Raw genomic sequence first — 18,935 nt, forward strand, 5'->3', positions numbered from 1 at the left:
TTCGCCGTGCATGAAAAAGGGAGCCCGAAGGCTCCCTTTTTTGTCGCTGACGTTTGATCAGAACAGAACACGGCTACGGATAGTGCCGTTGATGTGCTGCAGCTTCTCTTGCGCCAGGTCCGAGTACTCGGCGTCGACGTCGATCACCACGTAGCCAACCTTCTCGTTGGTCTGCAGGAACTGACCGGAGATGTTGATGCCGTTTTCGGCGAAGACCTTGTTGATCTCGCTCATCACACCCGGGATGTTCTCGTGGATGTGCAGCAGGCGGTGCTTGCCAGGGTGAGCCGGCAGGGCCACTTCCGGGAAGTTCACCGACGAAACGGAGGTACCGTTGTCGCTGTACTTGACCAGTTTCTCTGCGACTTCCAGACCGATGTTGGCTTGCGCTTCAGCGGTCGAGCCACCGATGTGCGGGGTCAGGATCACGTTGTCGAGGCCACGCAGCGGGCTTTCGAACTCTTCGTCGTTGGAGCGTGGCTCCACCGGGAACACGTCGATGGCCGCGCCGATCAGGTGCTTGTCCTTGATCGCGTCCGCCAGGGCGTCCAGCTCGACCACGGTGCCGCGTGCTGCGTTGATCAGGATGCCGCCCTTCTTGATGGCGCGGATTTCCTTCTCGCCGATCATCCACTGGGTCGCAGCGGTTTCCGGAACGTGTAGGGTGACGATGTCGGACATGCCCAGCAGGTCGTGCAGGTTGCCGACCTGAGTGGCGTTGCCCAGCGGCAGCTTGGTCACGGTGTCATAGAAGAACACCTGCATGCCCAGACCTTCGGCCAGAACCGACAGCTGAGTACCGATCGAGCCGTAGCCGACGATGCCCAGCTTCTTGCCACGGATCTCGAAGGAGTTGGCCGCAGACTTGATCCAGCCGCCACGGTGGCAGGAAGCGTTTTTCTCAGGGATGCCGCGCAGCAGCAGGATCGCCTCGGCCAGCACCAGCTCGGCAACGGAGCGGGTATTGGAGTACGGCGCGTTGAACACGGCGATGCCGCGCTCGCGGGCAGCACTCAGGTCAACCTGGTTGGTGCCGATGCAGAAACAGCCGACCGCTACCAGCTTCTTCGCGTGATCGAAGATCTCTTCGGTCAATTGGGTGCGCGAACGAATGCCGATGAAGTGAGCGTCAGCAATCTTTTCCTTCAACTGGGCTTCCGGCAAGGAACCTGTCAGGTATTCGATGCTGGTATAGCCCGCCGCCTTGAGGACGTCGACAGCCGATTGGTGGACGCCTTCGAGAAGAAGGAACTTGATCTTGCTCTTATCGAGAGAAGTCTTGCTCATCTGCGTAAACCTGTATCCCGGAGAAAAATGGCAGGGAGGGGCGCAGCCTGGAGCTGACCCAAACGGCAGGAAAGCCGTTACCGCAGATCAGGCCTTGGGCACTGTCCTGTGGGGTCGATATGCTAGCATAGCCGCCCCGCTAAACACTCATTCCTGCGACGTGAAGCGTTCTCAGGATGACCATGAATTGTTCGAGAGTTCTGTCGATGACCAATCCTGCCCTGATTGATGAACTGAAGACCCTGGTCGAGCCTGGCAAGGTCCTGACCGACGCCGACTCCCTGAATGCGTACGGCAAGGATTGGACCAAGCACTTCGCCCCGGCGCCCAGCGCCATCGTGTTTCCCAAGACCATCGAGCAGGTGCAGGCCGTTGTCCGTTGGGCCAACACGCACAAGGTCGCGCTGGTGCCATCGGGCGGGCGCACCGGCCTTTCCGCCGCTGCGGTGGCCGCGAATGGCGAAGTGGTCGTGTCGTTCGACTACATGAATCAGATTCTCGACGTGAACCTCACTGACCGCACCGCCGTTTGTCAGCCGGGCGTGGTCACCGAGCATTTGCAGAACGTCGCCGAAGAAAAAGGCTTGTACTACCCGGTAGACTTCGCTTCGGCGGGTTCCAGCCAGATTGGCGGCAATATCGGCACCAATGCCGGCGGGATCAAGGTGATTCGCTACGGCATGACCCGCAATTGGGTCGCCGGCATGAAAGTCGTCACTGGCAAGGGCGACGTGCTTGAACTGAACAAAGACCTGATCAAGAACGCCACCGGTTACGACCTGCGTCAGCTGTTCATTGGTGCTGAAGGCACCCTGGGTTTTGTGGTCGAAGCGACCATGCGCCTGGATCGCGCGCCGAAAAACCTCACTGCCATGGTGCTCGGTACCGCCGATTTCGATTCGATCATGCCGGTGCTGCACGCTTTCCAGGGCAAGCTTGACCTGACGGCGTTCGAATTCTTCTCCGATAAAGCCCTGGCCAAAGTCATGGGTCGCGGCGACGTACCGGCGCCGTTCGAAACCGACTGCCCGTTCTACGCATTGCTGGAATTCGAAGCGACCACCGAAGAAGTGGCCAACAGCGCGCTGGAAACCTTCGAACACTGCGTCGAACAGGGCTGGGTGCTGGACGGCGTCATGAGCCAGAGCGAAACCCAGTTGCAGAACCTGTGGAAACTGCGCGAATACATTTCCGAGACCATCTCGCACTGGACCCCGTACAAGAACGACATCTCGGTCACCGTCTCGAAAGTGCCAGCGTTCCTGAAGGAAATCGACGCGATCGTCGGCGAACACTATCCGGATTTCGAAATCGTCTGGTTCGGCCACATCGGCGACGGCAACCTGCACTTGAACATCCTCAAGCCGGATAACCTGAGCAAGGACGAGTTCTTCGCCAAGTGCGCCACGGTCAACAAGTGGGTGTTCGAAACCGTCGAGAAGTACAACGGTTCGATTTCCGCCGAACACGGCGTGGGCATGACCAAGCGTGACTACTTGACCTATAGCCGTTCAGAGGTTGAGATCGAGTACATGAAAGCCGTCAAGGCAGTGTTCGACCCGAACGGCATCATGAATCCGGGCAAGATCTTCGCGGTTTGATCTGTAATCTTTGATGAATCAATGAAGGCAGGAGTCGGTAAATGAGCTATCAGCACCAGTACGTCGACGGCACGCGCATCCACTTCCCGATCGGGAAAGTCGTGTGCATTGGCCGCAATTACGCCGAACACGCCAAAGAACTGGACAACCCGGTGCCTACCGAGCCGTTGCTGTTCATCAAGCCGGGCAGTTGCGTGGTTGAGCTGGACGGCGGTTTCGCCATTCCGACCGAGCGCGGTTCGGTGCACTACGAAGCAGAAATTGCCGTGTTGATCGGCAAGCCGCTGTCGACCAAACCGAGTCGCGAAGAAGTGCTCGACGCGATCTCCGGTTTCGCCCCGGCGCTGGATCTGACCCTGCGCGACAAGCAGGCCGAGCTGAAAGCCAAGGGCCTGCCGTGGGAAATCGCCAAGTCGTTCGACGGCGCGGCGGTGATTGCGCCGTTCGTGTCCGGCAGCACCTTCGCCGACCTGGCCGACATCGGCATTCGCCTGACCATCAATGGTGAAGTTCGCCAGGACGGCAACAGCAGCGCCATGCTCAACCCTATTGTGCCGATGATCCAGCACATGGCCGGATGCTTCTCGCTGCAGGCCGGTGACGTGATCCTGACCGGCACGCCAGTGGGCGTTGGCCCGCTGAATGTGGGCGACGAACTGGTCATCGAATTGCCAGGCGCCAGCAGCTTTACCACCAGCGTCCGCTGACAGCACAGCCTCCCGTGGGAGCAAAGCTGCCTGTGGGAGCAAAGCGTGCTCGCAATAGCGGTCTACCATTCAACTTCAATGTTGAATTCAAAGGCCTCATCGCGAGCACGCTTTGCTCCCACAGGAATTTGCTTCCACAGGAATTGCATCCCGACCGGGATTGCTCCCATGACTCCCATTCATGACTATCCGGAATCCATCCGTTAATGGCCAACCCACCGCTGCCCACGCTCAAACCTGCCCGCCGCCCGCGCTTTTTATGCGCTGGTATTACTGGCTATTGCTGGTTGCCGCCATAAGCTATGGCCTGGCCATTGCCATGCATTGGGATGACCGAGGTGCGCTCTGGTTGCAGGAACGTTTCGAAAGCCCCGCCGAGCGCCAGGAAAGTATCTGGCTGCCGAATTACACCGCAGTCATCGACGCCAAATTGCTGCCAGGCATGGAGAAGGACGAAGCGTCCGACCTGGCGTACAACCCTCAGACCAAAACCCTGTTCTCGGTTATGGGCAAGAACCCCTTTCTCGTCGAACTGTCCTTGCAGGGTGATGTGCTGCGCAAGATGCCGTTGGTGGGTTGGGTCAATCCGGAAGGGCTGACCGTGATGGAAAACGGTCTGATGGCGATTGTCGATGAGCGCGAGCATATTCTGACCATCGTCAAGGTCGATGCCGATACCCGCCAATTGAACATCGCTGATTTCCCGAAATACGATCTCGGCCCTTCGGCCAATCAGAACAAGGCCTTTGAGGCGATCACCTGGGATCCGCGCAATCAGCAACTGCTGCTGGGCGAGGAGCGGCCGCCGGCGCTGTTCACCTGGAAAAGCGATGGCAGCCAGGTCTTGAAGGGTGAAAAGCAGAAGCTGGTCAGCGACGAACTGGATATCCGCAATCTCTCGGCGCTGGCAATCGACCCGCGCACCGGCCACACGTTGGTGTTGTCCGCTGATTCGCATTTGTTGCTGGAGTTGGACGAGAAGGGCGAACAAGTCAGCTTCATGACCCTGCTGAGCGGTTTCAACGGCCTGAAAAAGACCATCCCCCGCGCCGAAGGCGTGACCATGGACGAGGCGGGCACGCTGTACATGGTGAGCGAGCCGAACTTGTTTTACCGCTTCGAAAAGCACGAATGATGACGCTGCTGTGCAGGATTACGCCTGTGCAGTTGTAGGATAGGGCAAGTGGCCATTAAGCTTGAGTTCAGACAGACGTGATATTTCATCCGCCTGTCCTGAATCCGAGCCCACCAGAATGCGTCGATTTGCCCGTCCCAAACCCCTGATCCTGATCTTCGCGATGGTCGCACTGCTGGCGTTGATCGCCATGGGCCAATACCTGCGCCTGTTCGAGCGCGGCTGGTTCAACCTGCATGCGCTGTGGCAGGCCGAGAGCGCACTTTCCATTGGTCTTGATCGTTATCAGGTCACGGTCGAGGCGCGGGTGATCGATGGCCTGGATGACGACGTGTCGGCCCTGACATTCGATCCAGTGCGCAAAAGCCTGTTCACGGTCACCAACAAGAATTCCGAATTGATCGAGCTGTCTCTGGATGGCCAGATTATCCGGCGCATTTCGCTGGTGGGCTTCGGCGATCCGGAAGCGGTGGAGTACATCAGCGCCGACACCTACGTGATCACTGACGAGCGCGAGCAGCGATTGATCAAGATTCATCTGGAAAAAGACACCACCTTCCTCGACGCGGCGGACGCCGAGCAGATGACCCTCGGTGTGCACATGAGCGGTAACAAGGGTTTCGAGGGCTTGGCTTACGATTCCGTGGGCAAGCGCTTGTTTGTGGCGAAAGAGCGCGATCCGATGCTGATTTATGAGGTGCACGGTTTTCCACACTTCAACCCGGAAAAGTCCTACGCCGTGCATGTGATCAACGATCCCAAGCGCGATGCCGGGATGTTTGTCAGGGATTTATCCAGCCTGCAATACGACGAGCGCAGCGGCCATTTGCTGGCGCTGTCGGATGAGTCGCGGTTGATTCTGGAGCTGGATGTCGACGGGCGCCCGTTGAGCACGATGTCGATCAGCGGCGGCCGTCAGGGTTTGCAGAAAACCGTGCCGCAAGCGGAAGGGATTGCGATGGATGACGACGGCACGTTGTACCTGGTGAGCGAGCCGAACCTGTTTTACGTCTTCAGGAAGCCCGCACAAAACTAACCAGCACCCCACAACATTATGGGAGCGGGCTTGCTCGCGATGGCGGCCGGTCAGTCAACAGAATGTTGATTGTAATGGCCTCATCGCGGGCAAGCCCGCTCCCACAGGTTTATCGGTGTTTCTGGTTACTCTGCGCGCAGGGTTTTCACGCCTTCGCTGGTACCCAGCAACAACAAGTCCGCCGGACGCGCCGCGAACAAGCCGTTGGTGACCACGCCGACGATTGCATTGATCTGCGCTTCCAGTTCGACCGGGTTGGTGATCTGCATATTGAACACGTCGAGGATGATGTTGCCGTTGTCGGTCAGCACGCCTTCGCGGTAGACCGGGTCGCCGCCCAGTTTCACCAGTTCGCGAGCGACGTGGCTGCGAGCCATCGGGATCACTTCTACCGGCAGCGGGAACTCACCAAGCACCGGCACCAGTTTGCTGGCGTCGGCGATGCAGATGAAAGTCTTGGCCACGGCCGCGACGATCTTCTCGCGGGTCAGCGCAGCGCCGCCGCCCTTGATCAGGTTCAGGTGCGCGTCGCTTTCATCGGCGCCATCGACGTAGAACTCGAGGTCGCTGACCGTGTTCAACTCGTACACCGGAATCCCGTGGCCTTTCAGGCGCGCGGCGGTGGCTTCGGAACTGGCGACCGCGCCATCGAACGCGCCCTTGTGCTGGGCCAGGGCGTCGATGAAGCAGTTGGCGGTGGAGCCGGTGCCGACCCCGACGATGCTCTTGTCGTCGAGTTTAGGAAGGATGAAGTCGACGGCGGCCTGAGCCACTGCCTGTTTGAGTTGATCCTGGGTCATGCGGGCTCCGAAGTGCCGAAGAGGGGGCTGAAGGCCGGCATTATAGGCTGCGGGGCAGGGAAGGTCATGCTCAAACCTGGGGGATATCCCGGTAGGGGCAAAGCTTGCTCCCACAGGTTTGGATTGGGGTGTGGTCGTGTGGCGCGAAGCCGGGTTAGACTCGTTGGTCCTGCCCAACCCGCTCAGTGATGCTTTCCGATGCTCGAACAGTACGTCAAAAAGATCCTCACCTCGCGCGTTTATGACGTTGCCGTAGAAACCCCGCTGCAGAACGCTCGCCAGCTCTCCGAGCGGCTGGGCAATGACATTTGGCTCAAGCGCGAAGACTTGCAGCCGGTGTTCTCGTTCAAGATTCGCGGCGCCTACAACAAACTCACTCAACTGACTGACGAAGAGCGCGCCCGTGGCGTGGTCACTGCGTCGGCGGGCAACCATGCGCAGGGTCTGGCCCTGGCGGCGAAAGTGCTGGGCGTGAAAGCTACCATCGTCATGCCCAAAACCACTCCCGAGATCAAAGTCGAAGGCGTGCGTTCGCGCGGCGGCAAAGTGGTGCTGCACGGCGACTCGTTCCCGGAAGCTTTGGCCTACTCGCTGAAACTGGTTGATGAAAAAGGCTACGTCTACATTCACCCGTACGATGATCCGCACACCATTGCCGGGCAGGGCACCGTGGCAATGGAGATTCTGCGTCAGCACCCGCAGCCACTGGACGCGATTTTCGTCCCGGTTGGTGGTGGCGGCCTGATCGCCGGCATCGCCGCGTACGTGAAATACCTGCGTCCGGACATCAAAGTCATCGGCGTTGAGCCGGACGACTCCAACTGCCTGCAAGCCGCGATGGCGGCGGGCGAGCGCGTGGTGCTGCCGACAGTGGGCATCTTCGCCGACGGCGTGGCGGTGGCGCAGATTGGCCAGCACACCTTCGATATCTGCAAAGACTACGTCGATGAAGTCATCACCGTCAGCACTGACGAAATCTGTGCGGCAATCAAGGACATTTACGACGATACCCGCTCGATCACCGAACCTGCCGGCGCCTTGGGCGTTGCCGGGATCAAGAAGTACGTCGAACTGCGCGGCGTCAGCGGCCAGACGTTCGTCGCCATCGACTCCGGCGCCAACGTCAATTTCGATCGCTTGCGTCACGTTGCCGAGCGCGCCGAGCTGGGTGAAGGCCGCGAAGCAATCATCGCCGTGACCATTCCCGAGAAGGCCGGCAGCTTCAAGGCTTTCTGCGAAGCCATCGGCAAACGCCAGATCACCGAATTCAACTACCGCTACAACACCGGCAGCGAAGCGCACATCTTCGTCGGCGTGCAGACTCACCCGGAGAACGACCCGCGCAGTGCGTTGCTGGCGAGCCTCACCGAGCAGGGTTTCCCGGTGCTTGATCTGACCGACAACGAACTGGCCAAGCTGCACATTCGCCACATGGTCGGCGGGCATGCCGCGCATGTCATCGATGAAGTGGTGTTTCGCTTCGAGTTCCCGGAACGTCCGGGTGCGCTGTTCAACTTCCTTAATAAGCTCGGTGGGCGCTGGAACATCTCGATGTTCCACTACCGCAACCACGGTGCGGCGGATGGTCGTGTGGTCGCGGGCCTGCAGGTACCGCACGACGAGCGTCATCTGGTGCCGGCGGCGCTGGAAGAAATCGGCTACCCGTATTGGGATGAGAGTGAGAACCCGGCCTATCAGCTGTTTTTGGGCTGAGCGGCTACGCTGATGGGCAGGCCTTAAGGAAATCGAACAATGGAAACGTTAACTGCCCTGAAAACCGCGCACATGGTTGCGACCGTGGTGTTGCTGGCCGGTGCGCTGGGTCTGGGAATCTGGGTTTTGCTGGCAAAACGCAAAGGTGATGCGACGGCGGGCAGCCGCACGTTGCAACGGCCACGGGTGTTTGTCTGGCTGCTGATGGGCCTGGCCCTGCTGAGCATGCCATTCACCGGCTGGTGGATGGTGCACCTGGTGGGCTGGCCCTTGGGACAGACCTGGCTGCTGGCCTCCAGTGTGCTTTATACCTTGGCGGCGTTGGGGTGGTTCTGGCTGCTGGTGCGGCTGAACAAATTGCGCAAGGCGCCGGGGGGAATGGCAGATTTACTTTTGCCCTGGCGCTGTTCAGTTTTGTTTGCCTGGTCGCGATTGCGAGGTTAATGGGCGCGAAGCCGGTTTAGCCCGAAAGATCGTCCGAACGCGGCCCAAGCCTTCGGACGATCTTTTGATCTTCAGTCGCGCAGGGTGATCACTGGCCAACCGCGGTTCTCGGCCTCAGCCCGCAAGTTAGGGTCCGGATCAACCGCCACCGGATTCGCCACCTGCTCCAGCAGCGGCAAATCATTCATCGAATCGCTATAGAAATAGCTGTCGTCCAACGAATGCCCGGTCTCTTGCAGCCAGCGATTCAATCGGGTGACCTTGCCTTCGCGGAAGCACGGTACGTCGGTGCTGCGCCCGGTGTAACGGCCGTCGAGCATTTCGCACTCGGTAGCAATCAGGGTTTCAACGCCCAGACGCTCGGCAATCGGTCCGGTTACGAAACGGTTGGTCGCGGTGATGATCACCAGCTTGTCACCCGCGTCACGGTGCTTGGCCAGCAGCTCGATAGCCTTGGGTAACACGATCGGTTCGATGCAGTCGCGCATGTAATCCTGGTGCCACTGCGCCAGCGTGGCCATTTCGGTGCGGCCGAGGATTTCCAGGCAGAAGTTCAGGTACGCGGCGTTATCCAGTTTGCCGGCCAGGTAATCCTGATAGAACTCGTCGTTACGCGCTTTGTACGCAATCGGGTCGAGGAAACCGCGTTCACACAGATAGTCGCCCCAGGCGTGATCGCTGTCGCCGCCCAGAAGGGTGTTGTCCAAATCGAATAGAGCCAGGCGCATTGCAGTTACCCGCTGATAAGTCTGTAAAAAGGCGACAAGAATACGGTCTTTTCACAAGAGTGCACATAAGGTAGGAAGCTTCGTTGCCGCCTTATCAACCTTTGTGGAACAATGCGGCGACATGCGTTTGCGAGGTTGTTGCCGTGATCGACCCCGATGGTTTCCGCCCCAATGTCGGGATCATTCTGACGAATGACGCCGGCCAGGTGCTATGGGCTCGCCGTATCAATCAAGATGCCTGGCAGTTTCCGCAAGGGGGAATCAACCCTGAGGAGACGCCGGAAGACGCCTTGTACCGCGAGCTGAACGAAGAAGTTGGCCTGGAACGTGAAGATGTTGAAATACTGGCCTGTACTCGGGGCTGGTTGCGCTATCGTTTGCCGCAACGTCTGGTGCGTACCCACAGCCAACCGCTGTGCATCGGCCAGAAACAGAAATGGTTTCTCCTGCGCCTGATCTCCAACGAGCAGCGGGTGCGGATGGATTTGACCGGTAAACCGGAGTTCGATGGCTGGCGCTGGGTCAGCTATTGGTATCCGTTGGGCCAGGTGGTGACATTCAAGCGCGAGGTGTATCGCCGCGCCCTCAAAGAGCTTGCCCCGCGCCTTTTAGCGCGCGACTGACGACGGAGTTCGACCCCGAGCCATGCTCAATACGCTGCGCAAGATCGTCCAGGAAGTTAACTCCGCCAAGGATCTCAAGGCGGCGTTGGGGATTATTGTGTTGCGCGTCAAAGAGGCCATGGGCAGCCAGGTCTGCTCGGTCTACCTGCTTGATCCCGAGACCAACCGCTTTGTCCTGATGGCCACCGAGGGCTTGAACAAGCGCTCGATCGGCAAGGTCAGCATGGCACCCAACGAAGGTCTGGTGGGTCTGGTCGGCACGCGTGAAGAACCCCTGAACCTCGAAAACGCCGCGGATCACCCGCGCTATCGCTACTTCGCCGAGACTGGTGAAGAGCGTTACGCCTCGTTCCTCGGTGCACCGATCATTCACCACCGCCGCGTCGTCGGCGTGCTGGTCATTCAACAGAAAGAACGCCGCCAGTTCGATGAAGGTGAAGAAGCCTTCCTCGTGACCATGAGCGCGCAGCTCGCTGGCGTTATTGCCCACGCCGAGGCCACCGGCTCGATCCGCGGGCTGGGGCGCCAGGGCAAGGGCATCCAGGAGGCGAAGTTCGTCGGCGTTCCCGGTTCGCCGGGCGCGGCGGTCGGTACGGCGGTGGTCATGCTGCCGCCGGCGGATCTGGATGTGGTGCCGGACAAGACCATTACCGACATCGATGCCGAACTTGGGCTGTTCAAGACTGCCATCGAAGGTGTGCGTGCCGACATGCGTGCCTTGTCGGCCAAGCTTGCGACCCAACTGCGCCCGGAAGAGCGCGCGTTGTTCGACGTGTACCTGATGATGCTCGACGATGCCTCGCTGGGCAGCGAAATCACCACGGTGATCAAGACCGGCCAGTGGGCTCAGGGCGCCCTGCGTCAGGTGGTCACCGAACACGTCAACCGTTTCGAACTGATGGACGACGCCTACCTGCGTGAGCGCGCCTCGGACGTCAAAGACCTTGGTCGCCGTCTGCTCGCCTACTTGCAGGAAGAGCGCCAGCAGAACCTGGTCTACCCGGAAAAAACCATTCTGGTCAGCGAAGAACTGACGCCGGCCATGCTCGGCGAGGTGCCGGAAGGCACGCTGGTCGGTCTGGTCTCGGTACTCGGTTCGGGTAACTCGCACGTGGCGATCCTGGCGCGGGCCATGGGCATTCCGACGGTGATGGGTCTGGTCGACCTGCCGTACGCCAAGGTCGACGGCATCGAAATGATCGTCGACGGCACACGCGGCGAGGTCTATACCAACCCGAGTGACGTGCTGCGCAAGCAGTTCGCCGAAGTCGTCGAAGAAGAGAAACAACTGGCGCTGGGCCTTGACACCCTGCGCGACCTGCCGTGCGTGACCCTTGATGGCCACCGCATGCCGCTGTGGGTCAACACCGGCCTGCTGGCGGATGTGGCGCGGGCGCAGAAGCGTGGCGCCGAGGGCGTTGGCTTGTACCGAACCGAAGTGCCGTTCATGATCAACCAGCGCTTCCCGAGCGAAAAGGAGCAACTGGCGATCTATCGCGAGCAGCTCGCCGCGTTCCACCCGCAGCCGGTCACCATGCGCAGTCTGGATATCGGCGGTGACAAGTCGCTGTCGTATTTCCCCATCAAGGAAGACAACCCGTTCCTGGGATGGCGCGGCATTCGCGTCACCCTCGACCACCCGGAAATCTTTCTGGTGCAGACCCGGGCCATGCTCAAGGCCAGTGAGGGCCTGAACAACCTGCGAATCCTGTTGCCGATGATCTCCGGCACCCACGAGCTCGAAGAAGCCCTGCACCTGATCCACCGGGCCTGGGGTGAAGTGCGCGACGAGGGCACGGACGTACCGATGCCCCCGATTGGCGTGATGATCGAGATTCCGGCGGCGGTGTACCAGACCAAGGAGCTGGCGCGGCAAGTCGATTTCCTGTCGGTCGGTTCGAATGACTTGACCCAGTACCTGCTGGCGGTGGATCGCAACAACCCGCGGGTGGCCGATCTCTACGATTACCTGCACCCGGCAGTGCTTCAGGCGCTGCAGAACGTAGTGCGTGATGCCCATGCCGAGGGTAAGCCGGTGAGTATCTGCGGCGAGATGGCCGGTGATCCTGCGGCGGCGGTGTTGTTGATGGCGATGGGTTTCGATAGCCTGTCGATGAACGCCACCAACCTGCCCAAGGTGAAGTGGATGTTGCGGCAGGTCAATCTGAGCAAGGCCAAGGAGTTGCTGGCGGAGTTGATGACCATCGATAACCCGCAAGTTATCCACAGCTCGCTGCAATTGGCGCTGAAGAACCTCGGGTTGGCCCGGATCAATAATCCGGCGACTGCCAAGGTTCTCTAAATAGCTGATGGCCTGATCGCGAGCAGGCTCGCTCCCGCAGAGTCTCTGGTGTGACCGCAATCTGTGTCACACCGCGCAACCCTGTGGGAGCGGGTTTGCGCGCGATGAGGCCGGTACAGGCAAGACAAAATCAAACCCTGATTTCCACTTCCCCCAGATGCCCGCCATACGGCCCGAAGCTCCGTTCGACCATATACCGCGTGCCATCCGCCTGCACAATCAGCGCCGTACTCGCCCGCGTTCCGTAAGTCGGGCTGGCAATGAACACACTCGACAGCAACGCCTCGGTTGCCAGCCCCACGCCGGTATCCGGCAGCTCGGCAAAGTCGGCTGTCTGCGGGTCGTTGAGGAGCGCGAGCAGAACATCAGGCTGTGGATCGTCCAGCGCTCTTTCCAGTGCCGAGCGGGCCTTGAGCAACTTGGGCCAGGGCGTGTCGAGACCGGCATTGGATAAACCATAGACACCCGGCTGCAGCATCACCGCCTCCGACTCCCGGGCGTTGAAGTGCCACATCTCATGATTGTTGCCCACCAACAGGTTAAACCCGGCATATTCAACCGAACGTCCGACAACGTCGGTTAAATAATCATCAATTGGCATGTCTCCACAGAGGAACCGCGCTACCAGCTCGCCCCGGGATTTGCGCGCTGGTGGCTGATGGGGGTCGCGAATATTGGTCAGCGCGGCGAAGCGGCCATTGGCGCTGATACCGAGCCAGGTGCCGCCGGCTTCCAGGTCGCGACCGGCATATACCTGCGGCGCTTGCGACCACTGCGCAAGGGGCAGGCTGGGACGGGCGTAGAACTCGTCGCGGTTGGCTGCCACGATCAGCGGCTGGGCATGCCCGGGTCGCCAGGCAAAAACAATCAGGCACATAAGAGGGTCCCATGCGTTTTTTCCCACTGTACGCAGTCATCGTCCGTCGATCCATCGCCTTGCACAGTGGAGCCTTGGCCCCCGCATCCGTTACCATGCCGCTCCTGATTTCACGATGCTAGGGATATGGCCATGGAAATTCTGCTCTATCTGGCGCTGGGCGCCTGTGCGGGCGTACTGGCCGGGCTGTTCGGGGTGGGGGGCGGCATCATTATCGTCCCGGTACTGGTGTTCAGTTTCACTTTGCAGGGTTTCGATGCGTCGATCCTGACTCACCTGGCGGTGGGTACATCCCTGGCGACGATCATTTTCACCTCGGTCAATGCGGTTCGCGAGCATCATCGCCGCGGGGCCGTGCGTTGGCCGATCTTCGCGTGGATGACCGTGGGTATCCTGCTCGGTGCCGGTTTTGGTGCGCTGACCGCTGAAGCGATTTCCGGGCCCAATCTGCAAAAAGTCATCGGTGTGTTCGCCCTGGTGATCGCTGTGCAACTGGCGCTGGAGGTAAAACCCAAGGCCAGCCGAACGGTGCCGGGTAAACTCGGTCTGACCGTGGCCGGCAGTGTGATTGGCTGGGCCTCGGCGATTTTCGGCATTGGTGGCGGCTCGTTGACCGTGCCGTTTCTGACCTGGCGCAGCGTGCCGATGCAGCAAGCCGTGGCGACGTCGTCGGCCTGTGGCCTGCCGATCGCTTTGGCCAGTGCATCAAGTTTCATGATTCTGGGCTGGCACGATCCATTGTTGCCGCCGCATAGTCTCGGTTTTGTCTATTTGCCGGCGTTGTTGGGCATCGCCCTGACCAGCATGGTGTTCGCCCGTCTCGGCGCGCGCCTGGCGCACAAGTTGTCGCCGCGCTTGCTGAAAAGGCTGTTCGCCGCTTTGCTGTTCTGCGTGGGTGTGAGCTTTCTGCTTTAGCCGCGCCGCAATCCTGGCTTAATCCTGAGGTGGCAGCGTCGCCCGGGAATTTTGGTTTCAACTCTAACGAGGAGTCGCAATGCTGCCTTACCCGCAGATCGACCCGGTGGCCTTGTCCATCGGTCCGCTGAAAATCCATTGGTACGGCCTGATGTACCTGATCGGCATCGGCGGTGCGTGGCTGCTGGCGTCGCGCCGGCTCAACCGCTTCGACCCGACCTGGAGCAAGGAGAAGCTCTCCGACATGGTGTTCTGGATGTCGATGGGCGTGATCGTCGGCGGCCGCCTGGGCTATGTGCTGTTCTACGATCTGAGCGCCTACCTTGCCAACCCGACGCTGATTTTCGAAGTGTGGAAGGGCGGCATGTCGTTCCACGGCGGCTTTATCGGCGTGATGCTGGCTGCATTGTGGTTCGGCAAGCGCAACGGCAAGTCGTTCTTCCAGTTGATGGACTTCGTCGCACCGATGGTGCCGATCGGCCTGGGAGCCGGGCGCATCGGTAACTTCATCAATGCCGAATTGTGGGGCAAGGCGACCGACGTGCCATGGGCCATGGTCTTCCCGCCATTCAGCGATCCGGCGCAACTGCCGCGTCACCCGTCGCAGCTGTATCAGTTCGCGCTTGAAGGCGTGGCGCTGTTCCTGATCCTGTGGATTTTCTCGCGCAAGCCGCGTCCGACCATGGCCGTTTCCGGCATGTTCGCGCTGTTCTACGGCATCTTCCGTTTCATCGTCGAGTTCGTCCGCGTGCCGGATGCGCAACTCGGCTACTTGGCGTGGAACTGGCTGACCATGGGCCAGGTGCTCTGTGTGCCGATGATCATCGGCGGGCTGTTCCTGATCTGGCTGGCCTATCGTCGCGCGCCGGCAGCACCGCTCGCTCCGACGGCTTAAACTACGAACCCCGCCGCGCGACGGCGGGGCTCAAAGGACACAGGTAACTCATGAAGCAATATCTCGAACTGGTCTCGCACGTCATTCAGAACGGCAGCAAACAGGCCAACCGCACCGGCATCAACACCATCAGCTTTCCGGGCGCGATGCTGCGTTTCGATCTGCAGGAAGGTTTTCCGGCGATCACCACGCGCAAAATGGCCTTCAAATCGGCCATCGGCGAGATGTGCGGCTTTCTCCGTGGCGTCAACAACGCCGCTGAATTCCGCGCGCTGGGCTGCAAGGTCTGGGACCAGAACGCCAACGAAAACGCGCAGTGGCTGGCCAACCCGTTCCGCCAGGGTGACGACGACCTCGGCGAAATCTACGGTGTGCAATGGCGCAAATGGCCGGCGTACAAGCAGATCCCGCTGAGCAACACGGCAGCCATCGAGCAAACCTTGAGCAATGGCTACAAGCAGATCGCTCAAGGCGAAGAAGACGGCCAGGCTTACGTGGTGCTGTACAAAGCCATCGATCAGGTGCGTCAGTGCGTTGACACGATCATCAACGATCCGGGTAGCCGCCGCATTCTGTTCCACGGCTGGAACGTCGCACAGCTGGACGAAATGGCCCTGCCGCCGTGCCATCTGCTGTATCAATTCCACCCGAATGTCGAGACCAAAGAGATTTCTCTGACCCTCTACATCCGCTCCAACGACCTGGGTCTGGGCACACCGTTCAACCTCACCGAAGGCGCCGCGCTGCTGAGCCTGATCGGTCGCCTGACCGGTTACACGCCGCGCTGGTTCACCTATTTCATCGGTGATGCACACGTCTACGAGAACCATTTGGACATGCTCAACGAACAGCTCAAGCGCGAGCCGTTCGCCATGCCGAAACTGAAAATCTCCGACCGCGTACCGGAATTTGCCAAGACCGGCGTGTACCAGCCGGAATGGCTGGAACTGATCGAACCTGGCGACTTCTCGCTGGAAGGCTACGAGCACCATGCGCCAATGACCGCGCCGATGGCAGTCTAACGCCTCCGGCAGCTCCTACAGGGGATGGGTGGTGCTTTTAGTGGCCGTGGCTGCGGCCTACGTGGGAGTGTTCGACTTCGGTTGCGACGACTCCGCCACTCACTTCCAGCCGCTGCAAAATCCCGCATTGATCGGCCCCGGGCCCTTCGCCACAGCGTTGGCGCAGGTCGAGCAACTGTGTCTGCAACGCCAGTAACCCGTCAATCCGCGCCTTCACGTGCTGGATGTGCTCGTCGATCAGCGTGTTCACGCTTGCACACTGATCCTGTGGGCTGTCACGCATGGCCAGCAGGCTGCGAATTTCTTCGAGGGTCATGTCGAGGGTGCGGCAGTTGCGGATGAAGGTCAGGCGCTCGGCATGGGCCTGGGTGTAGACGCGGTAGTTGCCGTCGCTGCGGGCTGGCTCCGGCAGCAGGTTTTCGCGCTCGTAGTAGCGGATGGTTTCCACGGCGCAATCGGTCAGTTTGGCCAGTTCTCCGATCTTCATGACGGCAATCTCCAAAAGGGTGCTTGACCCTATAGTGGCTACAGGGTCTTTACTTGGCAACAGGCACCTTCATGGACGCGACCAATGAGCGATTCCCAGCACACCCACAAGCCCGGCGACGGGCACGATCATGATCACGGCCCCAGGCTTCAGCCTGTACAAAAGCACGACCATGGCAGCCCTGGCGACTCGTGCTGTTCTTCCAAAGCCGCTGCGCCGTCGCTGATAAAGCTGAGCGAAACGCCGACCGACGGTGCGCGGTTGAGCAGTTTCCGCATCGAGGCGATGGACTGCCCGACCGAGCAGACGCTGATCCAGAACAAACTCGGCAAACTCGCCGGCGTTGAACAACTGGAATTCAACCTGATCAATCGCGTCCTCGGCGTAACCCACACGCTGCCGGGCACGGAGCCCATCATCGAGGCGATCAAATCCTTGGGCATGCACGCCGAGCCGCTGGAGGCGGGCGTCGACGCGCCAGCACCTGCGCCTGTGAAAAAACACTGGTGGCCGCTGGCACTGTCCGGCATCGGTGCGCTTGCTGCCGAAGTCATCCACTTCACCAACGCCGCGCCAACCTGGGTGGTGGCAATCATCGCGCTGGTGTCGATCCTCAGCGGTGGCCTGACCACTTATAAAAAGGGCTGGATTGCCCTGAAGAACCGCAACCTCAACATCAACGCGCTGATGAGTATTGCCGTGACCGGTGCAATCCTCATCGGTCAGTGGCCAGAAGCGGCGATGGTGATGTTCCTGTTCACCATCGCCGAGTTGATCGAAGCGCGCTCGCTGGACCGTGCGCGTAACGCCATCGGCGGCCTGATGCAGATGACGCCCGAGCAGGCCACCGTACAGCAGGCTGATGGAAGTTGGCTCGAACAGGACGTGAAAATCGTCCAGTTGGGCGCGCGCGTTCGGGTCAAACCCGGCGAACGTATTGCGCTCGACGGCGAAGTGGTCAGCGGCAGTTCGACCATCGATCAGGCGCCGATCACTGGCGAGAGTCTGCCGGTAGAAAAAACCGTCGGGGATAAAGTCTTCGCGGGCACCATCAACCAGGCCGGTTCGCTGGAATACGCGGTCACCGCTGCGGCGAACAACTCGACCCTGGCGCGCATCATTCACGCCGTCGAGCAGGCTCAAGGTGCGCGGGCACCGACCCAGCGCTTCGTCGATCAGTTCTCGAAAATCTACACGCCCGTGGTGTTTGTGTTTGCCTTGGCCGTGGCGATCATCCCGCCGCTGTTCATGGGCGCCGTGTGGTTCGACTGGATCTACCGCGCGCTGGTGTTGCTGGTGGTTGCGTGCCCATGTGCGCTGGTGATTTCGACTCCGGTGACCATCGTCAGCGGCCTCGCCGCAGCGGCGCGCAAAGGCATTCTGGTCAAGGGCGGCGTGTACCTGGAGGGCGGTTTCAAGCTCGATTATCTGGCGCTGGATAAAACCGGGACGATTACCCATGGCAAACCGGTGCAGACCGATTATTTGTCACTTGACCCAACCGCTGACGCCACCGCCCCGGCGATTGCGGCGGCGCTGGCCGGTCGCTCGGATCACCCGGTGTCTTTGGCCATCGCCAATGCGGCTGTGGATAAACAATCCGCGCCGCTGGTTGTGGATAACTTTGAAGCGCTGGCTGGTCGCGGTGTGCGCGGTGAAATCAACGGTCAGGTCTACCATTTGGGCAACCATCGGCTGGTGGAAGAGCTGAACCTTTGCTCGCCGGAACTGGAAGAGAAGCTGTTTGCACTGGAAAAACAGGGTAAATCGGTAGTGTTGTTGCTCGACAAGTCCGGCCCGCTGGCGCTATTCGCCGTGGCTGATACGGTCAAGGAGTCCAGCCGCGAGGCGATCCGGCAACTGCACGAACTGGGCATCAAAACCCTGATGCTTACCGGCGACAACGTCCACACCGCTCAGGCGATTGCCGCGCAAGTGGGTATCGACGAGGCCAAGGGCGACTTGCTGCCAACCGACAAGCTGCAAGCCATCGAAGCACTTTATGCACAGGGCCATCGGGTCGGAATGGTCGGCGACGGCATCAACGATGCGCCGGCGCTGGCCCGCGCCGAGATCGGTTTTGCCATGGCCGCTGCGGGCACCGACACGGCGATCGAAACCGCCGATGTCGCCCTGATGGACGATGATCTGCGCAAGATCCCGGCTTTCATCAGCCTGTCGCGCAACACCGCCAGTATCCTGAAACAGAACATTGCGTTGGCGCTGGTGATCAAGGCTATCTTTCTTGCGGTAACCTTCGCCGGGCGCGCGACCATGTGGATGGCGGTGTTCGCCGACATGGGCGTGAGGCCTGTTGGTGGTGTTCAATGGTTTGCGTTTGTTGCGCAAGTAAGCGATGAGGA

The 18,935-nt window shown here is 60.2% G+C and carries 14 protein-coding genes and 3 pseudogenes; 12 read left to right on the top strand and 5 right to left on the bottom strand.

The window, feature by feature from the left end:
• Nucleotides 1-57: 57 nt before the first annotated feature.
• Entirely contained in the window at nt 58-1,287 is a 1,230-nt protein-coding gene (serA, locus tag JFT80_RS02500; RefSeq protein ID WP_201146813.1) for a phosphoglycerate dehydrogenase, read from the bottom strand.
• A 206-nt stretch (nt 1,288-1,493) separates the two neighbouring features.
• On the opposite strand from serA, the gene JFT80_RS02505 reads away from it, so the two are divergent.
• The 4 genes and pseudogenes from JFT80_RS02505 (at nt 1,494) to JFT80_RS02520 (ending at nt 5,766) form a co-directional block, all read left to right on the top strand.
• The gene (locus tag JFT80_RS02505; protein WP_201146814.1) at nt 1,494-2,888 is read left to right on the top strand and encodes an FAD-binding oxidoreductase; all 1,395 of its coding nucleotides are present in this window, start codon (nt 1,494-1,496) and stop codon (nt 2,886-2,888) included.
• Between the two features lie 41 nt (nt 2,889-2,929).
• Entirely contained in the window at nt 2,930-3,595 is a 666-nt protein-coding gene (locus JFT80_RS02510; RefSeq protein ID WP_201146815.1) for a fumarylacetoacetate hydrolase family protein, read from the top strand.
• Nucleotides 3,596-3,801: 206 nt separating this feature from the next.
• Nucleotides 3,802-4,730, top strand: a pseudogene (locus JFT80_RS02515) (SdiA-regulated domain-containing protein).
• A 118-nt stretch (nt 4,731-4,848) separates the two neighbouring features.
• Nucleotides 4,849-5,766: an SdiA-regulated domain-containing protein gene (locus JFT80_RS02520; protein WP_201146817.1), complete on the top strand. Its 918-nt coding sequence runs from the start codon at nt 4,849-4,851 to the stop codon at nt 5,764-5,766.
• Between the two features lie 125 nt (nt 5,767-5,891).
• Here the strand turns inward: JFT80_RS02520 and rpiA are convergent, their stop codons facing one another.
• Nucleotides 5,892-6,566, bottom strand: coding sequence for a ribose-5-phosphate isomerase RpiA (gene rpiA, locus JFT80_RS02525; RefSeq protein ID WP_201146818.1), 675 nt, complete (start codon nt 6,564-6,566; stop codon nt 5,892-5,894).
• A 198-nt stretch (nt 6,567-6,764) separates the two neighbouring features.
• On the opposite strand from rpiA, the gene ilvA reads away from it, so the two are divergent.
• Complete coding sequence (gene ilvA, locus JFT80_RS02530; RefSeq protein WP_041072159.1) at nt 6,765-8,279, top strand: threonine ammonia-lyase, biosynthetic; 1,515 nt, start codon at nt 6,765-6,767, stop codon at nt 8,277-8,279.
• Between the two features lie 39 nt (nt 8,280-8,318).
• A pseudogene (locus JFT80_RS02535) lies at nt 8,319-8,743 on the top strand (DUF2269 domain-containing protein).
• A 51-nt stretch (nt 8,744-8,794) separates the two neighbouring features.
• Here JFT80_RS02535 and JFT80_RS02540 read toward each other — a convergent pair.
• Entirely contained in the window at nt 8,795-9,451 is a 657-nt protein-coding gene (locus tag JFT80_RS02540; RefSeq protein WP_201146819.1) for an HAD family phosphatase, read from the bottom strand.
• Between the two features lie 143 nt (nt 9,452-9,594).
• Here JFT80_RS02540 and JFT80_RS02545 point away from each other — a divergent pair, with 143 nt between their 5' ends.
• Nucleotides 9,595-10,074 (top strand): RNA pyrophosphohydrolase, encoded by a 480-nt coding sequence (locus tag JFT80_RS02545; protein ID WP_003229203.1) that lies wholly within the window; start codon nt 9,595-9,597, stop codon nt 10,072-10,074.
• 22 nt (nt 10,075-10,096) lie between these two features.
• Entirely contained in the window at nt 10,097-12,376 is a 2,280-nt protein-coding gene (ptsP, locus tag JFT80_RS02550) for a phosphoenolpyruvate--protein phosphotransferase (protein ID WP_201146820.1), read from the top strand.
• 130 nt (nt 12,377-12,506) lie between these two features.
• Here ptsP and JFT80_RS02555 read toward each other — a convergent pair whose 3' ends face one another.
• Nucleotides 12,507-13,253: an NRDE family protein gene (locus tag JFT80_RS02555; protein ID WP_201146821.1), complete on the bottom strand. Its 747-nt coding sequence runs from the start codon at nt 13,251-13,253 to the stop codon at nt 12,507-12,509.
• 132 nt (nt 13,254-13,385) lie between these two features.
• Here JFT80_RS02555 and JFT80_RS02560 point away from each other — a divergent pair, with 132 nt between their 5' ends.
• The 3 genes from JFT80_RS02560 to JFT80_RS02570 all read left to right on the top strand — a co-directional run bounded on the left by JFT80_RS02560 (nt 13,386) and on the right by JFT80_RS02570 (nt 16,085).
• Nucleotides 13,386-14,168: a sulfite exporter TauE/SafE family protein gene (locus JFT80_RS02560; protein ID WP_201146822.1), complete on the top strand. Its 783-nt coding sequence runs from the start codon at nt 13,386-13,388 to the stop codon at nt 14,166-14,168.
• A gap of 79 nt (nt 14,169-14,247) precedes the next feature.
• Nucleotides 14,248-15,063 (top strand): prolipoprotein diacylglyceryl transferase, encoded by an 816-nt coding sequence (gene lgt / locus JFT80_RS02565; protein WP_201146823.1) that lies wholly within the window; start codon nt 14,248-14,250, stop codon nt 15,061-15,063.
• A gap of 50 nt (nt 15,064-15,113) precedes the next feature.
• The gene (locus tag JFT80_RS02570; protein WP_201146824.1) at nt 15,114-16,085 is read left to right on the top strand and encodes a thymidylate synthase; all 972 of its coding nucleotides are present in this window, start codon (nt 15,114-15,116) and stop codon (nt 16,083-16,085) included.
• A 37-nt stretch (nt 16,086-16,122) separates the two neighbouring features.
• Here JFT80_RS02570 and cadR read toward each other — a convergent pair whose 3' ends face one another.
• Complete coding sequence (gene cadR, locus JFT80_RS02575; RefSeq protein WP_007964189.1) at nt 16,123-16,572, bottom strand: Cd(II)/Pb(II)-responsive transcriptional regulator; 450 nt, start codon at nt 16,570-16,572, stop codon at nt 16,123-16,125.
• A gap of 84 nt (nt 16,573-16,656) precedes the next feature.
• On the opposite strand from cadR, the pseudogene JFT80_RS02580 reads away from it, so the two are divergent.
• Nucleotides 16,657-18,925 (top strand): annotated as a pseudogene (locus JFT80_RS02580) (heavy metal translocating P-type ATPase).
• The last annotated feature ends 10 nt before the right edge of the window (nt 18,926-18,935 follow it).

It is taken from the genome of Pseudomonas sp. TH10 (assembly GCF_016651255.1).
In the GTDB taxonomy this organism is placed as follows: Bacteria; Pseudomonadota; Gammaproteobacteria; order Pseudomonadales; family Pseudomonadaceae; genus Aquipseudomonas.

Coding starts and splice junctions, on each gene's coding strand:
- serA (WP_201146813.1), bottom strand. CDS start 1,287: ATGAGCAAGACTTCTCTCGATAAGAGCAAGATCAAGTTCCTTCTTCTC.
- JFT80_RS02505 (WP_201146814.1), top strand. CDS start 1,494: ATGACCAATCCTGCCCTGATTGATGAACTGAAGACCCTGGTCGAGCCT.
- JFT80_RS02510 (WP_201146815.1), top strand. CDS start 2,930: ATGAGCTATCAGCACCAGTACGTCGACGGCACGCGCATCCACTTCCCG.
- JFT80_RS02520 (WP_201146817.1), top strand. CDS start 4,849: ATGCGTCGATTTGCCCGTCCCAAACCCCTGATCCTGATCTTCGCGATG.
- rpiA (WP_201146818.1), bottom strand. CDS start 6,566: ATGACCCAGGATCAACTCAAACAGGCAGTGGCTCAGGCCGCCGTCGAC.
- ilvA (WP_041072159.1), top strand. CDS start 6,765: ATGCTCGAACAGTACGTCAAAAAGATCCTCACCTCGCGCGTTTATGAC.
- JFT80_RS02540 (WP_201146819.1), bottom strand. CDS start 9,451: ATGCGCCTGGCTCTATTCGATTTGGACAACACCCTTCTGGGCGGCGAC.
- ptsP (WP_201146820.1), top strand. CDS start 10,097: ATGCTCAATACGCTGCGCAAGATCGTCCAGGAAGTTAACTCCGCCAAG.
- JFT80_RS02555 (WP_201146821.1), bottom strand. CDS start 13,253: ATGTGCCTGATTGTTTTTGCCTGGCGACCCGGGCATGCCCAGCCGCTG.
- JFT80_RS02560 (WP_201146822.1), top strand. CDS start 13,386: ATGGAAATTCTGCTCTATCTGGCGCTGGGCGCCTGTGCGGGCGTACTG.
- lgt (WP_201146823.1), top strand. CDS start 14,248: ATGCTGCCTTACCCGCAGATCGACCCGGTGGCCTTGTCCATCGGTCCG.
- JFT80_RS02570 (WP_201146824.1), top strand. CDS start 15,114: ATGAAGCAATATCTCGAACTGGTCTCGCACGTCATTCAGAACGGCAGC.
- cadR (WP_007964189.1), bottom strand. CDS start 16,572: ATGAAGATCGGAGAACTGGCCAAACTGACCGATTGCGCCGTGGAAACC.